Genomic DNA, 15033 nt, shown 5'->3' on the forward strand with positions numbered 1-15033 from the left:
GAAAATATACCCAAATCCTAATGCGAGGATCTTGGATATATTTCCCGAGAAATTTTTTATTTAACAGCCATAATACATAGACAGGAATCACGCCTGATAACAGAAAGATCCCTGAAATGCTGGTCTTTCAGCAGTTGAATATACGTTTTCTCTTTTTCACCGGTATTTGTGTCAATACTGATATAAAACCGGCCGTCAATTTGAAGCACCCTGTAAATTTCTCTTAATGCAAGCCTAATATTGGTGCAGCTTTGAACCGTATGTAAAGAAAAGACTTTATTAAAGGTACGGTCATCAAAGGGAATGTCCTCTGGATAGCCATGAAAAACCTCCCCGTTCCCCATGTTCTTTCGATTCGCACGTGATATCTGTCTTACCTTTCGTTTTGAAGGATCAATGCTTTTTAGGCTACCCTTTTTTAGTTTCTTGGTTATGCTTTTAAAGACAGTGCCGTTTCCGATTCCAATTTCTAAAATTCTGTCATTTTCTTGTATATCTATAGAGTCAATCATCATATGCTCAATTGTTTTGGTTAGCTTATATTTCCGAGAAAATAATTTCCAAAAATCCGATCGTTTATAGAGTCTATTTTCTAGCATTTTAAACACCTGCTTTTGGTTTCCTATGTTTATTTATTATATTCAAAAAATAAACATCATCTTCATTCTAAAAGTGAAGGAAGGTACCAACTAGACGGCAATGTATTGAAAAATGTTTCAACAGAACTAAACTTTTTCATTTTTTTCCGCAAAAAAAGCAGAAAACAAAATGTTTTCTGCCCTCTTTCTAATGCCAATGATAAGGGAATACATACAGCCTTTGCTGCTGCATTGCCATCAGCCTCTGCTGTCGGAATGGATTTCCATAACCATGTTTGAAGGAATGCGGCATGGACGCATAACCATGGCCAATCGACGGCAGCCTTTTTTGATAATCGTTCATCATGCCATCACCTGCCTCACAGTAACGTTGATTTATTGTATGCAGGCAGGCATTTTCTTGACAGTCGTATCGCTAAACTTGGTCCTTCTCCATTGTATAATGCATCAATAATTCCATTCTAAGCATATGCCATTCCCCCTTCAGTTTTTTTCGTTGCTTTTAGCGCCAGTTTGTTAAATAAAGATGCTTTAACTGAGACTCTTTCATTTCATCATAAATCTGCTCAATCTGCTGTTCTCGTTCGAATTCTTCCAGGCTTTTAAACCTTTTTTTTATCGTTAACGTTAAAAAGAATAGGTTAATCGTCATATCGCTCACCCCCTTTCAAAGTCCGCATCAAGCGAAATAACCCGCGGCACACCCCTTCTGCCGCGGGCAAATAAAAACCGCAGACAAAAGAAGACACCAATGCCTCTACTGCCTGCGGGGAGTTGCGTATGTCCGACTATTCCGAATTTAATGCGTGCGATAAGCATCGGTTAAGGAAGGACACGAACTCTTCCACAGGCTGAATAAACCATGAACTTTTACATGTGTATCACGTACAGGTTGACGTCGTTGTCTCATTGTCATTTTGGTTCAGCCTCCTTTGCTTTTTTCTTACTTTGTAAGTATATCCACCAAATTCCATTTTGTAAACATCTTTTTCTAAAAATGGACGGAAATTGTGCAAATCATCGAATGGATTTGCCCGTTGGTCATGACACCTGCTTCATTTCTTTTCTGGAGCGGTCTTTCTTATGATATGCAATAAAATATATAAGACCGACAAATACAGCTCCGCCGATGACATTACCGATAAAAGCCGGAATGATGTTTCCGATGAACTGCCCCCACGTGAATGAGCCTGCAAAAATGGCAGCAGGAATCACAAACATGTTGGCGACAACGTGCTGAAATCCGATAGCCACAAAAGCCATGATTGGGAACCAGATGCCAAGGATTTTTCCTGCTGCGTCTTGGGCGCCGAAAGAAAGCCACACTGCAAGACATACAAGCCAGTTACAGCCGATGCCGGAAATGAGAACCTTGCCAAAGCTCATATCGAGCTTTCCTTGGGCAACGGCAATCGTTTTTTCTAAATAAGGACCTGTTTCAGTCAATCCAACCAAATGCCCGAAAAAGTACGCAACAAACAATGCGCCGATTAAGTTCATAATTGTGACGATTCCCCAGTTAATCGCTAACTCTTTTACTGATATTTTTCTCGAAAATAACGCCATCGCAACTGACATCATATTGCCTGTGATCAGTTCAGCGCCAGCGAGTACGACAAGGATCAGGCCGACTGGAAATACTGCTGCACCAATCAAACTGGACAGGCTCCCCCATTCTTTCGGAAGATCGCCGATTACCCTGATATCAAGCAAATACCCAAGCGCAATAAATGCACCGCCTAAAAACCCCAGCACAAGCAGTGACGGCAGCGGGAGCTTTATTTTTTTCATCCCTGCTTCAATTGCTGCTTCCGCTATTTCATCCGGTTTTCGAAAAGCCATAATTAAACGCCTCCATTACTTCTTCTTTTCTCACAGTTATGCAAGAAAGGCAATAAAAAAGGCAGCACTCAAATAACCTGTGTCAAACCAGGCGTTTGAATGCTGCCTAACTTGTATGCATACCCATACAACAATATCAAGCAGTATGAAGATATTGAAAGAGAATATATACAGTTCGTGCATACATTCCATTGCTTTAGCCTTCTATAACTGTAGCAACATCATATCAAATGTGACAAATTTGTGTCAATGACAAATATACTAGCTTTGCAGAACTTCTTTTTGCTCATCTATTTTTCGGTCAAAAACAAATACAGATACAGCGATGTTTTCCTCAATTTTAATATCAGAAAACAAATGGACTAGCTTAGCTCCCATGAGTTCCTCCATTCCTTCCGGTGTTTGTTTGGAATAAAGGTCTTGAATTAGGCTTGTCCGGGCCGCATGTACCATCTCTCTTCCTTCAGGCGTGCGGGCGATAAACTGCTCGCTTGCACTCAGATTTCCGTATAGTGTTGAAACTGCCATGTTTTCTACAAATACAGTATGAATTCTCTCAGGCCCTTTTCCGAACAATTCTTTGCGAAGTTTTCGAATAATATCATTGAATTCATGAATTTTTTTAGACATGCTGATTACCCCTTCCGATATTGCCTTATAAAGGCTTTTCCCGGTTCCCCTCAGGACATTTCACTTGGTTAAAATTTTCCTGCCATATTGTATTATAATAAATATCACATTATAATAAAAGCAGTGTTGATGGATTTGTAATAGGATCTTGTTATGAGTCTATCGTTTTATAAAAATCAAGGATTGGTCTGTTAGTAAGACTTGCTAGTGAACTATTCCGCCATGTGTGTTTACACCTTCTTAGAATTAAGGGCAGGTGTATCTATACATGGCTTTTTTTGACTTCTTGAAAGAAAGATGGAGGGGAATATGAATATGATGGACGTTAAGTCGATCAGTGTCCGTGTAGACGGAACAGAAATTCAAGCACGAGCAGGGGCCACAATTTTAGATATTTTAAATGAAAACGGACTTGAGTACCCGCAGATTTGCCACGTACCAGAGGTTGACCCGATTCAAACTTGTGATACTTGCATAGTAGAGGCAAACGGCAAGCTGGTTCGTTCATGCGCGACGGTTGCAGAAAACGGGATGTCTATTGATCTTTCAGGAAATCGAGTGAAAGAAGCGCAAACCGAAGCGATGGACCGCCTTCTTGAAAATCATTTGCTGTATTGTACAGTTTGCGACAACAACAATGGAAACTGTACGCTGCATAATACAGCGGAAATGATGGGGATCGAGCATCAAAAATACCCATACACGCCAAAAGAAGATCCTTCTTGCGCGGTTGATATGTCTCATCCTTTTTACCGCTATGATCCAAACCAATGTATTGCCTGCGGCCAGTGTGTTGAGGTCTGTCAAAACCTTCAGGTAAATGAAACACTCTCAATCGACTGGGAACGCGAACGCCCTCGCGTCATTTGGGATGAGGGAGTTCCGATCAATGAATCTTCCTGTGTCAGCTGCGGTCAGTGTGTAACAGTATGTCCATGTAATGCACTGATGGAAAAATCAATGCTCGGGCAGGCTGGTTTTATGACAGGCATTAAAGAGGACGTCATGGAACCGATGATTGATCTCGTGAAAAATGTTGAACCGGGGTATGGCAGCATTTTTGCCATTTCTGAAGTCGAAGCGGCAATGCGTGAAACGAGAACGAAAAAAACGAAAACTGTATGTACGTTCTGCGGTGTCGGATGTTCATTTGAAGTATGGACAAAAGGACGGGATATTTTAAAGATCCAGCCTGTTTCTGATGCTCCGGTTAACGCGATTTCCACATGTGTCAAAGGGAAATTCGGCTGGGATTTTGTCAATTCTGAGGAGCGGATCACAAAGCCTTTAATCCGTAAAAACGGAGCCTTTGTGGAATCTTCTTGGGAAGAAGCCCTCGATCTTGTCGCAAGCAGATTAGGATCAATTAAAGAGCATTACGGTAAAGGCTCTGTAGGGTTTATTTCTTCTTCTAAAATTACGAATGAAGAAAACTACGTCATTCAAAAACTAGCGCGTCAGGTATTTGAAACAAACAACGTCGATAACTGCTCACGCTACTGCCAGTCTCCTGCTACAGACGGATTGTTCCGCACTGTCGGCATGGGCGGTGACGCCGGCACGATTAAAGATATTGCCAAAGCAGGCCTGGTCATCATTGTCGGTGCCAATCCGGCGGAAGGACACCCGGTGCTCGCAACACGCGTCAAACGGGCACACAAGCTCCACGGTCAAAAACTGATTGTTGCCGACCTGCGTAAAAATGAGATGGCTGAGCGATCTGATCTGTTCATCAGCCCTAAACAAGGCACAGACCAAGTTTGGCTGATGGCTGTTACGAAATATATGATCGACCAAGGCTGGCACGATCAGGCGTTTATTGATGAGAACGTCAATTACTTTGAAGATTATAAAGAAACCCTTAAAACGTATACGCTTGATTATGCAGAACGCATCACAGGCCTTTCAAAAGAAAACATCATTCAAATTGCTGAAATGATTCGTGATGCTGACGGCACTTGTGTCCTTTGGGGAATGGGTGTCACACAAAATACAGGCGGTTCCGATACATCAGCAGCCATTTCAAACCTGCTTCTCGCTACGGGCAACTATCGCCGTCCAGGTGCCGGCGCTTATCCTCTGCGCGGACACAATAACGTGCAAGGCGCATGTGATATGGGAACATTGCCTGGATGGCTGCCGGGATATCAGCATATTACAGATGACAAAGCACGCGCTAAATTTGAAGAGGCATATGGTGTCGAGATTGATGGAAAGCCTGGTTTAGATAATATTCAAATGCTTCATGCCATTGAAGAAGGAAAAATGAAAGCTATGTATCTTGTCGGTGAGGATATGGCACTGGTCGATTCAAACGCGAACCATGTGCATGATATTTTATCAAGCCTTGATTTCTTCGTGGTACAGGACATCTTCCTGTCAAGAACAGCTCAATATGCTGATGTCGTCTTGCCGGCCACTCCTTCACTTGAAAAAGACGGAACATTTACCAACACAGAACGACGTGTCCAGCGATTGTATCAGGCGCTTCCGACGCTTGGTGACGCAAAACCGGACTGGTGGATTATTCAAGAGGTGGCAAACCGTTTAGGAGCGAATTGGAATTACAGCCATCCAAGTGACATTTTCTCTGAAATGGCGAGTCTTTCTCCTCTGTTTGCCAAAGCAAGCTATGAGGTGCTTGAAGGCTGGAACAGCTTCCTATGGGGCAGCTTCACAGGTGAAAGCACACCGCTTCTGTATGAAGACGGATTTAATTTCCCTGACAAAAAAGCCCGCTTTGCCCTTTCTGATTGGACCGAGCCAGCGGCATTTCCGGAGGAATATGACCTTCATATCAATAACGGCCGGATGCTGGAGCATTTCCACGAAGGAAACATGACAAATAAATCGAAAGGCATCCAAGCGAAAGTGCCGAATGTATTCGTTGAGATCTCACCTGAGCTTGCACAAGAGCGAGGTGTATGTGACGGTTCGCTTGTACGGCTCGTTTCTCCGTTCGGAGCAGTCAAATTGAACGCGCTGATCACAGACCGGGTACGGAAAAATGAACTCTATCTGCCAATGAACTCGACAGACAAGGAGTCAGCGATTAACTTCTTGACGGGCCCTGCAGCTGATAAACGGACGAACACGCCTGCTTATAAACAGACAAAGGTCCGCATGGAAGTGCTTGGCGGCTGTGAAACAGCGCCGCTTCCAAAAACAAATCCGCGCAACAAAAAACGGCATCCGCAAAACGGAGTCGAAGCAGAAAGAAAATGGAACCGCCCTGGCTATGTCCATCTGACTGATTAAACGATAGGAGGAAAACGAATGGCCACTCCGATTACGACGATCAAAAAAGAAACAAAAACAGCTGAGCAAATGAAGCTTGAAAAAATAGAAGAACTGAAAGAGCTGCTGGCGGAAAATGAGGACGCCGTCTCTAAAACGATGACGTTAATGAATGAACTCAATGATCTTGGAATTTTTGATGCGGCAACAAGCATGCTCAGAGCGAAGGAAGACATTGCCAAGATTGCGCTTGGCCAAGTTTCCCGCGAGCCTGTCACCAACCTCATCAACACGATGATGGCCGCCGGAGGCGCATTGACAAAAGCCGATCCTGAGTTTACAGCAAAGCTTTTAGAAAGCGTAATGGCTGGGACTGAACAGGCACAAAGCTTTTTAAAAGAAGACAAGAGAGTCGGGATTCTCGACCTGTTAAAAGCAATGAACGATCCTGACATCAACAGAGCCGTCGGCTTCGGTCTTCAGTTTTTAAAAGGCATGGGAAAAGAACTTCGAGAAAAATAACAAAAAACAGCCATCTCTTGATGATGGCTGTTTTTTTATTCGTCGGCTTCTTCCAAACGCTTCTTGTAAATAAGTGAACGGTCAGCGCAAAAGAAGGCACCGGCTAAAAATACACAATCCGCTAAAAACATAGTCGATTTCTGGCCTAATGTTAAGCCTTGATCAGGGAGAACTGCGCCTATATATAAAAAAGTGCTGACTGCAAGCAATGTAAAAGCAAAATGCTTGTAGTCTTCTTTTAAAGATTTCATTCTATTTTTGTTCAAAAGAATCACCTGCCAGATTCATAGTATACGACTATTATAATATAATCCGGCGGCTTACAGAGAAAGTAATTCTATCCATTTGTTATATATTTTCAAGCGCTTGGCCGATATCTTCCAACAAGTCTTCCGCATCTTCAATTCCTACAGAAATTCTGATCAAGCCGTCCGTAATGCCGAGCTCAAGCCGGCGTTCTCTCGGAATAGAGGCATGTGTCATTCTTGCAGGAACAGAAATTAAGCTTTCAACCGCCCCCAGGCTTTCAGCAATGGTAAACAGTTTCAGATTTCCTAAAAACGCATCAACCCGTTCTTCACTGCCAATATCAAAGGAGATCATGCCGCCGAAGCCCGATCCTTGCGTTTTTGCAAGCTCATGTCCGGGATGATTTGAAGAACCAGGGTAATATAACGTTTGGACAGCAGGGTGATTCTCAAGAAAGCTTGCGATTTTCCGCGCATTTTGATCGATCGCTTCCATTCTGAGTCCCAACGTTTTGATTCCTCTCATTAACAGCCAGGAATCTTGAGGGCCGAGCACGCCGCCTGTGGAGTTTTGCACAAAATGCAGCTCTTCTCCAAGCTCTTTCGAAGCTGTCACAACTAAACCTCCGACGACATCACTGTGTCCGCCAAGATATTTTGTCGCACTGTGCAGTACGATATCAGCGCCTAAAGTAAGCGGCTGCTGAAAATAAGGAGTATTAAAGGTATTGTCTACGATAAGCAGAACACCCGCTTTTTTTGCGATATCAGCCATGAGCGTCAGGTCGGTGATTTTGAGCAACGGGTTTGTCGGTGTTTCAATATAAATTGCTTTTGTATTAGGGCGAATCGCTTTTTCAACTTCTTCCCTGCTGCTCGTATCAACAAATGTTGATTCAATGCCAAGACGGTTAAGCACCTTTGTCATCACGCGATATGTTCCGCCGTACACATCATCAGTCAACACGACATGATCTCCGCTGTTAAACAGCATCATAACCGCTGTAATGGCAGCCATTCCTGAGCTGAACGCATAGCCTGCTTCCCCGCTTTCCAGTTCTGTCACAAGTGCTTCGAGAGCGGTTCGAGTCGGATTGGCCGTTCTTGAATACTCGTAGCCTGTATGCTGCCCTGCTTTCGGCTGCTTGTACGTGCTTACTTGATAAATCGGCACGGAAACTGCGCCTGTTTTCTCATCACCTGTGATTCCGCCATGTATCATCAATGTTTTTTTCTTCATATCAGATGCCTCCTTCGTATATTTGTTTGCTGATATATCGATCGCTGCTGTCAGGAAATACTGTGACAATGTTAGTTCCAGCGGATGCTTTTTTCGCTTCCTCCAATGCCGCATAAAGCGCTGCACCTGAAGAGCTTCCGATCAGCAGGCCTTCTTTTTCTGCCGCTTCTTTCACAAGTCTAAACGCATTCTCATCTGTTACGGTGTAGATCTCGTCAAAATGGCTCTTATCCATATAATCGGGGATAAACTCCATGCCGATGCCCTCTGTTTTATGAGCGTGGGGCTCTCCTCCGTTTAAAATCGAGCCCACCGGTTCAACAATCACCGTTTTGACTGCTGGATTTTTTTCTTTTAAGAAGGAAGCTGTCCCTGCGAATGTGCCTCCTGATCCTGCCCCTGCGACAAATGTATGAATATTCCCGTCAAGCGCTTCCCACATTTCAGGTCCAAGCGTCTTATAGTAAGTCGATGGATTTACTCGGTTTTTAAATTGCAAAACGCAATAAGAATTTTCAATTTCAGTCTCCAGCTGAATGGCTTTTTGAATGGCTCCCTGCATTCCGTCTTGACGCGGTGTATGAATGATTGATGCGCCAAGCGCTTGCATAATTTGCTGTTTCTCTCTGCTGAAATGTTCAGGGACACAGAAAATCGCTTTCAGCCCATATTTTCTGGCACTTAACGCAAGGCCGATCCCTGTATTGCCTGCCGTAGCTTCTATAATCACTCCGCCGGGTTTCACTTTGCCTGAATCGAGCGCGTCACGAATCAGCATATCTCCCAGTCTGTCTTTGATGCTTCCCCCTGGATTCATCATTTCAAGCTTGGCATACACCGCGACTCCTTCTGGAACATCAAAGTTCTTCAAGCGGAGAAGCGGTGTATTCCCAATCAGCTCGGTAATGTCCGTAATCACTGTCATATATGTCCTCCTCCTTAATAGAGGTTGTTTTTAGAGAAAAACGGAGGAGAACGTTCTCCCCGTTTTAATGAATTCGTTTGATCACCTTTAACACAAGCTCTGTTGAATGAACAGCCGCCTGCTCTAAAAATTGGTCAAATGAAACATGTGATTCTTTGCCTGCGATATCTGATAACGCTCTGATGACGACAAACGGCGTTTTAAATTGATGGCATACTTGAGCCACTGCCGCAGCCTCCATTTCAACCGCGTACAGATCAGAAAATCTCGCACGCACCTCTTCAACCCGCTTCGGATCGTTCATGAAAGAATCGCCTGTTGCAATCGTTCCTTTTGCAACCTGAATGCCGTCGAGTTCAGATACCGCTTCTTCAGTGATGCTGATCAGCTTTTCATCCGCCGCATAAGCAGCCGGAAGACCCGGCACTTGGCCGTATTCATAGTCAAAAGCCGTTACGTCTACATCATGGTGGCGAACGTCAGTGGAAATGACGACATCCCCTACATTCAATGTATGATGAAATCCGCCGGCTGAGCCTGTGTTAATGACATAATCAGGCTTGTAACGGTCAAGCAGAAGCGTCGTGCTGATAGCAGCATTTACTTTTCCAATTCCTGATTTTAAAAGAATCACTTCAGTTCCTTCATATTCGCCTGTTGTAAATTCACAGTGTGCGATCGTTTCTGTTTTTGCATTTTCAAGTTTGTTTCTTAAGATGGTAACTTCCTCTTCCATTGCTCCGATGACTGCTAGTCTCATCTATTCACATTCCCTTCACTTTACCGTTTGATCGCCTCCATTATCCACACGAAGTCGTTTTGCTGAGTGAATCGGACTGCAAAACCTTCAGCTGTAAACATTTCTTTCAACGCATCCAATGTAGGATAATGCTCTGTCTCTAAATCATTTGCAAGCTGATAAAAGCCTTGAGAACGGGCTTTATCGATAGCCTGTTGATACGCTTGCGCATTTTCAAAGACGGTATCGGCAAACACTATTTTATCATGCAAGTGAAGGTATTTGCCATATTGCTTTATGGCAGCCCGCTTTTCTTCGTCAGTCAAATGATGAAAAGCATATGAACTGACAATCGTATCAGCCTGAAATGGCGGCTCAGGGAATGTCAGGAAGTCTCCATCAACGATTTCCGTCCTGCCTGAGAGCTTGTCAGAAGCCAGTTTACGCATTGCTGGAGAAGGTTCGATTCCAAATACAGTTTTGCCTGCATCGAGCAGCTTAGCTGTCAAATTCCCGGTCCCCGGGCCAAATTCTAACACATGCGTTCCAGATTTTCTGACGATGGCATCAAGGATATGATCGTAGCCTCTGAACGCTTCTTTATACTGAATATCTAAACCTTGTACTGTTTGATCATAAGTTGCTGCCCAATCTTCAAAGAGAGGGATAAATTCACGGCCCATATTTGTCACACTCCATATTTAATAATTCCTATAAGTATACTATGGATTAATGATGGAACAGTTCCTATAATACCACATCTTCTGAAAAGCAGGTACTAAAACACTTTGTGTATTTTATGCCATCTCATATTGCGCATTGACCGCAAAAAAGCTTATACTTCATATGACTTGTGAAAGCTGGAGGGTCAAGACATGAATTTTCAATTAGATCTGATTAAAGACAAAGTGGAATTTTTTGAAGCGGCTTCATTGCAGGAGCTTGAAAAGAAAATCAATACACAAATTGAAAACAATAAAGCCATCATGCTCCGGGTGAAATCTGTTTCACACCAAACTGCTGTGGCAGAAGGAAGAATATTGTACAGCGCGGTGGTTCATTTCGCAGCTGAAGCCTAAAACAAAAGCAGCCGGTTGTAACCCGGCTGCTTTTGTTTATTTTAGCTTTTCTACTTTTGTCGGCTTCCAGCCTTTTTCATCGACCCATGTAATCGTGACTTGATATTTATTCCCAGTCGCCTTGTCCAAAATCTTGCCTTTGGCATCCTGAGGGCTGCCGTTATTTCCAAGCCAGAGCACCGTCATGTTATCTGTTGAGACACCAGTTGCGTATGAAATGGCTTTCAGCATCTCAGCCCAGTCTTGTGAGCTTGAATCATAAGTAGCGGCATGCTCGCCAGTCTGCTCAGTTCCGACTGCTTTCCAGTCAGGATTTTCATACGTTTTTTCCACATCGCTCGATGAGCCGCCTTCTGTTACTTTTGCATCTTTAAGCCCGTCACCGGCTGAATCTGAGCTTGAATCTGAATCAGAGTCATCTTTTTTAGAAGAAGAATCATCTTTTTTGGAATCAGAGTCAGAAGACTTCTCAGAATCCTTTTCGCTGTCAGATGTATCTTTCTTGCTGTCTTTTATATCCTCATCCGATTTCTTTTCCGTCTTTCCTGAAGCCGGAGATTCCTGTTTTTGCGCCGTTTCAGAATCCTTGCTGACATCTTTGCTAGAAGGACTGTTAATGAAGAGATTCGCTGCTACTACGACAATTAGTATGGATACGATTGCGATTAAAATGTTAAGCACTAAATTGGCTTTTCTGCGTTTATCACGATTTTCATAACGAGATTGATTATTGCTCAATAATTCTGCACTCCTTTATCCCTCTTGGCTCAGCATATATTTTAACATGTGCTGAGAAGTTGTTCTATTTCTGATTGATTTCAATTTCGTGTACTTTTTTAACAATATCATAAAACACCGAATTTGTCAGAGCCTTATCTCCCGGTGTATCCATGTGTAAAACAACCAGAGCGTATTTCGGCTTATCCGCGGGAAAATATCCGGCAAACCATTTTTCGTAGAGCGTTTCCTTCTCTTTTGAAAGCTTGCCTGTTTGGGCTGTGCCCGACTTCCCTGCTACAGTATACGGAAGATCTTGAAACCTTCTGCCCGTTCCGAAAGGAGATTCTACCACCCGCCGCAGTATTTTTTGAAGCTGCTGTGACGTATATTTGTCTATCGTCTCCCCTTTGAGCTTCTGATCTTTAAACGTAACGAGCGTTGTGCCGTTCTTATACTCAATTTGTTCGGCAATTTTCACCTGCCGTTTTTCTCCGCCGCGGGCGATTGTCGCCATCATATTGGCTACCTCCAGCGGCGTTACCTTTACATTTTTCTGCCCGATTGCTGTTTGCGCAATGGCTTTTTTGACTGATTTGTCTTTTTCATCCCCCCAAATCACGCCGCTTTTTTCGTTATACAGCTGGCGGAAATCGGTTTCGTGGTACAGTTTTCCCTCCCAGCCTGCCCGATCAGTGAGAGCCAGCTTCTCGGACATATCTTCAATAACCGAGCTGTCTTTTTTCATTAATTGTTCTGCAAGACTCGTAAATGTGTAATTACAGCTTTGTGCAAAACTTTCATCAAAAGACAAGGTTCCTTTGTCGTCCCCCGGTTCCCCGTACAGGTTTAAATTGCAATTAAAGGTTTGACTAGGCTTCACCATATTATTTTCGATTGCAGCTGCGGCAATGACTGTTTTAAAAACTGATCCGGGATAGATTGGCGTCAGCATATAATTTTGAAGTGTGTTTTGCCGGGACACGTCTGCATCTGGTTTGCTTACAATTCCCAGAACACTGCTATTTTCGATGTCCAGCAGCACAGCTCCTCCCTTTTTCAGCCCCTGTTCATCCAATACCTCCTCCATCGCTTTTTGAATGCTTTGATCGATCGTTGTTTTGATCTGGAGCGGATAAAATGTATTGGCTTCAGCTGTATATTTGACGTCCATGCCAAACAAAGGGTTTCCTTTTCCGTCCACATGATATAAAAGCTTTGTTTCTTGTTCCGGAAGCAAAAACTCGTCAAATGTCCGTTCTAAACCGGTTGTTCCGATTTCTGTTGTAATCGGAAGGCTCTCCTTGTCAGGATATTTCTTGCGAAGCAGCGCCGGATCTTGGTTCGTGCTCCCTATCGTATGTGAAGCAAGGCTGGGCTTGTCTTCATTCTCCATATATACGCCGTAAATGCCGGGATATTTCAAAGAATTGATTTTTGTGATAGATTGTTTTGAAAGTGTTTTGATTTTCTTTTGCTGCAAAATGACCGGTTTTTTTGCCTGACCTAGTGTCTGGCGCAAATCATCTTCAGACATGCCGAGGATGTCCGCAACTTTTTTGATCGGCCAATCCTGCGTCAGCAGAAAAGGGAACAAAACAACCGCAGGCTCGCTTTGTCCTGTCAGCGCCCGCCCGTTTCGATCTAAAAAAGAGCCTCTTCCATCTGAAATGAGCACTTCCTCCGTCCGCTGTTTCACACTTTCTTGAATCAAATTAATTTTCTTTTTAGAAAATGATTCTGTGAAAAACAGCTGGATTTCTGCAAGTCTCAGCAGAAGCAGAAAAAATACAATCAAAAAAGCGATGACTGCCAGCTTCATTCGTTTCGATATCTTCATAAAAAAACACCTCACCCACATTGTGGACGAGGTGTTTCGCTGCTAAACAGATATTATGAAATTTTCACAATTTTCACGAGCATTTCTCCGCCCGGTGTTTGTACTGTGACTTCTTCATCTACTTTTTTGCCCAAGAGGCTTTTTGCGATCGGTGAATCGTTTGAGATTTTCCCTTCAAACGGGTCAGCTTCCGCGCTTCCGACGATCGTATATGATTCTTCATCACCGCCAGGCAGTTCGACGAAAGTGACGGTTTTACCCAAACCGACAACGTTAGAGCCGCCGTCATCTTCAATGATTTTCGCATTGCGAATCATATTTTCAAGAGTCGTCACGCGGCCCTCTACAAATGCCTGCTCTTCTTTCGCTGAATCGTATTCAGAGTTCTCGGAAAGGTCTCCGAAGCTTCTCGCAATTTTGATTCGCTCTACTACTTCTTTTCGTTTAACCGTTTTCAAATATTCTAATTCTTGTTCAAGTTTTTGTTTTCCTTCTGCAGTCATAGGAAAAACTTTCTCTTGTGCCATGTCCCTTCACTCCTTCTGGTTGTCCCTCAACATCTTCGATTATGTATGAGAGCATAAACTAAAAAATACAAGAATGAGAACACAGGGCAGTCCTCGTTCTTCTCTCCCATATAGGTACTGTTTATCTTAAACTGAATCGTGTCGTTCTGCAAATATTTCGCGTTTATAAACAGGGAAAGAAGGGAATTCGCACATTCCCTTCCTGCCTATACATAATATGGTCAGAGTTATTTATGTCTATGCTATGGTATTACAAAATCGCGTTTTGTTCAAGAATGGTTTGAATTTTTGTGACCATCAGATCAATTGCGACGTGATTCTGACCGCCTTCCGGGATAATAATATCAGCGTATCGTTTCGTCGGCTCGACGAATTGGTTATGCATCGGACGGACCACTGACACATATTGTTCAATGACAGAATCAATAGAGCGTCCGCGCTCATTAATATCTCTCATAATCCGTCTGATGATACGCAAGTCAGCGTCCGTATCAACATAAAGCTTGATATCCATCAGATCACGAAGCCTTTTGTCTTCAAGAACAAGAATGCCTTCAAGGATAATAACATCCTTTGGCTCTACGTGAACCGTTTCTTCTGAACGTGTGTGAAGCTTATAGTCATAAATCGGCTTTTCAATCGGGCGGTAATTCAATAGATCCTGAATATGCTCGATTAAATAGTCATTATCAAACGCAAGCGGATGATCATAGTTTGTGTTCAGCCTTTCTTCAAACGGAAGATGGCTTTGGTCTTTATAATAAAGGTCCTGCTGGATCATTAAAATTGAGTGTCCTTTAAACTGTTCATAAATGGACCGTGTGACACTCGTTTTTCCTGAACCGGAACCTCCTGCGATTCCAATGACTACTGGATTCTTACCCATGG

17 protein-coding genes are annotated in these 15033 nt (G+C 43.3%); 3 read left to right on the plus strand and 14 right to left on the minus strand.

What is annotated here, in order from left to right:
- Positions 1–56 precede the first annotated feature (56 nt).
- The 5 genes from NSQ09_RS19305 to NSQ09_RS19325 all read right to left on the minus strand — a co-directional run bounded on the left by NSQ09_RS19305 (position 57) and on the right by NSQ09_RS19325 (position 3071).
- Positions 57–599 carry a class I SAM-dependent methyltransferase gene (locus NSQ09_RS19305; RefSeq protein ID WP_131227705.1) on the minus strand — a complete coding sequence of 181 codons (543 nt, stop codon included), beginning with the start codon at positions 597–599 and terminating at the stop codon, positions 57–59.
- A gap of 187 nt (positions 600–786) precedes the next feature.
- A complete protein-coding gene (locus tag NSQ09_RS19310) occupies positions 787–945 on the minus strand; it encodes a hypothetical protein (RefSeq protein ID WP_003229817.1) in 159 nt (52 codons plus the stop codon).
- Positions 946–1101: 156 nt separating this feature from the next.
- Positions 1102–1251 (minus strand): YrzI family small protein, encoded by a 150-nt coding sequence (locus NSQ09_RS19315; protein ID WP_004399102.1) that lies wholly within the window; start codon positions 1249–1251, stop codon positions 1102–1104.
- A 389-nt stretch (positions 1252–1640) separates the two neighbouring features.
- On the minus strand, positions 1641–2441 hold the full coding sequence (locus NSQ09_RS19320) for a formate/nitrite transporter family protein (protein WP_024572080.1): 801 nt from the start codon (positions 2439–2441) through the stop codon (positions 1641–1643).
- A 261-nt stretch (positions 2442–2702) separates the two neighbouring features.
- Positions 2703–3071, minus strand: a complete 369-nt coding sequence (locus tag NSQ09_RS19325) for a DUF2294 domain-containing protein (RefSeq protein ID WP_003229814.1) — start codon at positions 3069–3071, stop codon at positions 2703–2705.
- Positions 3072–3386: 315 nt separating this feature from the next.
- Here NSQ09_RS19325 and fdhF point away from each other — a divergent pair, with 315 nt between their 5' ends.
- Positions 3387–6329, plus strand: a complete 2943-nt coding sequence (gene fdhF / locus NSQ09_RS19330) for a formate dehydrogenase subunit alpha (RefSeq protein WP_213420184.1) — start codon at positions 3387–3389, stop codon at positions 6327–6329.
- An 18-nt stretch (positions 6330–6347) separates the two neighbouring features.
- On the plus strand, positions 6348–6830 hold the full coding sequence (locus NSQ09_RS19335) for a DUF1641 domain-containing protein (RefSeq protein WP_198878601.1): 483 nt from the start codon (positions 6348–6350) through the stop codon (positions 6828–6830).
- A 35-nt stretch (positions 6831–6865) separates the two neighbouring features.
- Here NSQ09_RS19335 and NSQ09_RS19340 read toward each other — a convergent pair whose 3' ends face one another.
- The 5 genes from NSQ09_RS19340 to NSQ09_RS19360 form a co-directional block, all read right to left on the minus strand.
- Positions 6866–7096 carry a YrhC family protein gene (locus NSQ09_RS19340; RefSeq protein ID WP_003237358.1) on the minus strand — a complete coding sequence of 77 codons (231 nt, stop codon included), beginning with the start codon at positions 7094–7096 and terminating at the stop codon, positions 6866–6868.
- An 82-nt stretch (positions 7097–7178) separates the two neighbouring features.
- On the minus strand, positions 7179–8318 hold the full coding sequence (locus NSQ09_RS19345) for a bifunctional cystathionine gamma-lyase/homocysteine desulfhydrase (protein WP_017696065.1): 1140 nt from the start codon (positions 8316–8318) through the stop codon (positions 7179–7181).
- Between the two features lies 1 nt (position 8319).
- A complete protein-coding gene (locus tag NSQ09_RS19350) occupies positions 8320–9243 on the minus strand; it encodes an O-acetylserine dependent cystathionine beta-synthase (protein WP_003229809.1) in 924 nt (307 codons plus the stop codon).
- A gap of 64 nt (positions 9244–9307) precedes the next feature.
- A complete protein-coding gene (mtnN, locus tag NSQ09_RS19355; RefSeq protein ID WP_009967881.1) occupies positions 9308–10003 on the minus strand; it encodes a 5'-methylthioadenosine/S-adenosylhomocysteine nucleosidase in 696 nt (231 codons plus the stop codon).
- 20 nt (positions 10004–10023) lie between these two features.
- Positions 10024–10665: a class I SAM-dependent DNA methyltransferase gene (locus tag NSQ09_RS19360; RefSeq protein WP_003229807.1), complete on the minus strand. Its 642-nt coding sequence runs from the start codon at positions 10663–10665 to the stop codon at positions 10024–10026.
- A gap of 192 nt (positions 10666–10857) precedes the next feature.
- On the opposite strand from NSQ09_RS19360, the gene NSQ09_RS19365 reads away from it, so the two are divergent.
- Positions 10858–11061, plus strand: a complete 204-nt coding sequence (locus tag NSQ09_RS19365) for a YrzA family protein (RefSeq protein WP_014477495.1) — start codon at positions 10858–10860, stop codon at positions 11059–11061.
- A 36-nt stretch (positions 11062–11097) separates the two neighbouring features.
- Here NSQ09_RS19365 and NSQ09_RS19370 read toward each other — a convergent pair whose 3' ends face one another.
- From NSQ09_RS19370 to udk, 4 genes are all read right to left on the minus strand, one after another.
- Positions 11098–11799 carry a YrrS family protein gene (locus tag NSQ09_RS19370; protein WP_003246156.1) on the minus strand — a complete coding sequence of 234 codons (702 nt, stop codon included), beginning with the start codon at positions 11797–11799 and terminating at the stop codon, positions 11098–11100.
- Between the two features lie 64 nt (positions 11800–11863).
- Positions 11864–13618, minus strand: coding sequence for a peptidoglycan D,D-transpeptidase FtsI family protein (locus NSQ09_RS19375; RefSeq protein ID WP_341032441.1), 1755 nt, complete (start codon positions 13616–13618; stop codon positions 11864–11866).
- A gap of 53 nt (positions 13619–13671) precedes the next feature.
- Positions 13672–14145 carry a transcription elongation factor GreA gene (greA, locus tag NSQ09_RS19380; protein ID WP_095843856.1) on the minus strand — a complete coding sequence of 158 codons (474 nt, stop codon included), beginning with the start codon at positions 14143–14145 and terminating at the stop codon, positions 13672–13674.
- Positions 14146–14395: 250 nt separating this feature from the next.
- On the minus strand, positions 14396–15031 hold the full coding sequence (udk, locus tag NSQ09_RS19385; protein WP_003225916.1) for a uridine kinase: 636 nt from the start codon (positions 15029–15031) through the stop codon (positions 14396–14398).
- Between the last annotated feature and the right edge of the window lie 2 nt (positions 15032–15033).

Origin of the sequence: Bacillus sp. FSL W8-1202 (assembly GCF_038006165.1) — a bacterium.
GTDB classification, from domain to species: Bacteria; Bacillota; Bacilli; order Bacillales; family Bacillaceae; genus Bacillus; species Bacillus subtilis.

What these genes read in the sequence shown, in the direction of transcription:
- NSQ09_RS19350 (WP_003229809.1), bottom strand. Translation starts at nt 9,243, where the DNA reads ATGACAGTGATTACGGACATTACCGAGCTGATTGGGAATACACCGCTT.
- NSQ09_RS19360 (WP_003229807.1), bottom strand. Translation starts at nt 10,665, where the DNA reads ATGGGCCGTGAATTTATCCCTCTCTTTGAAGATTGGGCAGCAACTTAT.
- mtnN (WP_009967881.1), bottom strand. Translation starts at nt 10,003, where the DNA reads ATGAGACTAGCAGTCATCGGAGCAATGGAAGAGGAAGTTACCATCTTA.
- NSQ09_RS19325 (WP_003229814.1), bottom strand. Translation starts at nt 3,071, where the DNA reads ATGTCTAAAAAAATTCATGAATTCAATGATATTATTCGAAAACTTCGC.
- NSQ09_RS19320 (WP_024572080.1), bottom strand. Translation starts at nt 2,441, where the DNA reads ATGGCTTTTCGAAAACCGGATGAAATAGCGGAAGCAGCAATTGAAGCA.
- NSQ09_RS19345 (WP_017696065.1), bottom strand. Translation starts at nt 8,318, where the DNA reads ATGAAGAAAAAAACATTGATGATACATGGCGGAATCACAGGTGATGAG.
- greA (WP_095843856.1), bottom strand. Translation starts at nt 14,145, where the DNA reads ATGGCACAAGAGAAAGTTTTTCCTATGACTGCAGAAGGAAAACAAAAA.
- NSQ09_RS19315 (WP_004399102.1), bottom strand. Translation starts at nt 1,251, where the DNA reads ATGACGATTAACCTATTCTTTTTAACGTTAACGATAAAAAAAAGGTTT.
- NSQ09_RS19310 (WP_003229817.1), bottom strand. Translation starts at nt 945, where the DNA reads ATGATGAACGATTATCAAAAAAGGCTGCCGTCGATTGGCCATGGTTAT.
- NSQ09_RS19375 (WP_341032441.1), bottom strand. Translation starts at nt 13,618, where the DNA reads ATGAAGATATCGAAACGAATGAAGCTGGCAGTCATCGCTTTTTTGATT.
- NSQ09_RS19305 (WP_131227705.1), bottom strand. Translation starts at nt 599, where the DNA reads ATGCTAGAAAATAGACTCTATAAACGATCGGATTTTTGGAAATTATTT.
- udk (WP_003225916.1), bottom strand. Translation starts at nt 15,031, where the DNA reads ATGGGTAAGAATCCAGTAGTCATTGGAATCGCAGGAGGTTCCGGTTCA.
- fdhF (WP_213420184.1), top strand. Translation starts at nt 3,387, where the DNA reads ATGATGGACGTTAAGTCGATCAGTGTCCGTGTAGACGGAACAGAAATT.
- NSQ09_RS19335 (WP_198878601.1), top strand. Translation starts at nt 6,348, where the DNA reads ATGGCCACTCCGATTACGACGATCAAAAAAGAAACAAAAACAGCTGAG.
- NSQ09_RS19365 (WP_014477495.1), top strand. Translation starts at nt 10,858, where the DNA reads ATGAATTTTCAATTAGATCTGATTAAAGACAAAGTGGAATTTTTTGAA.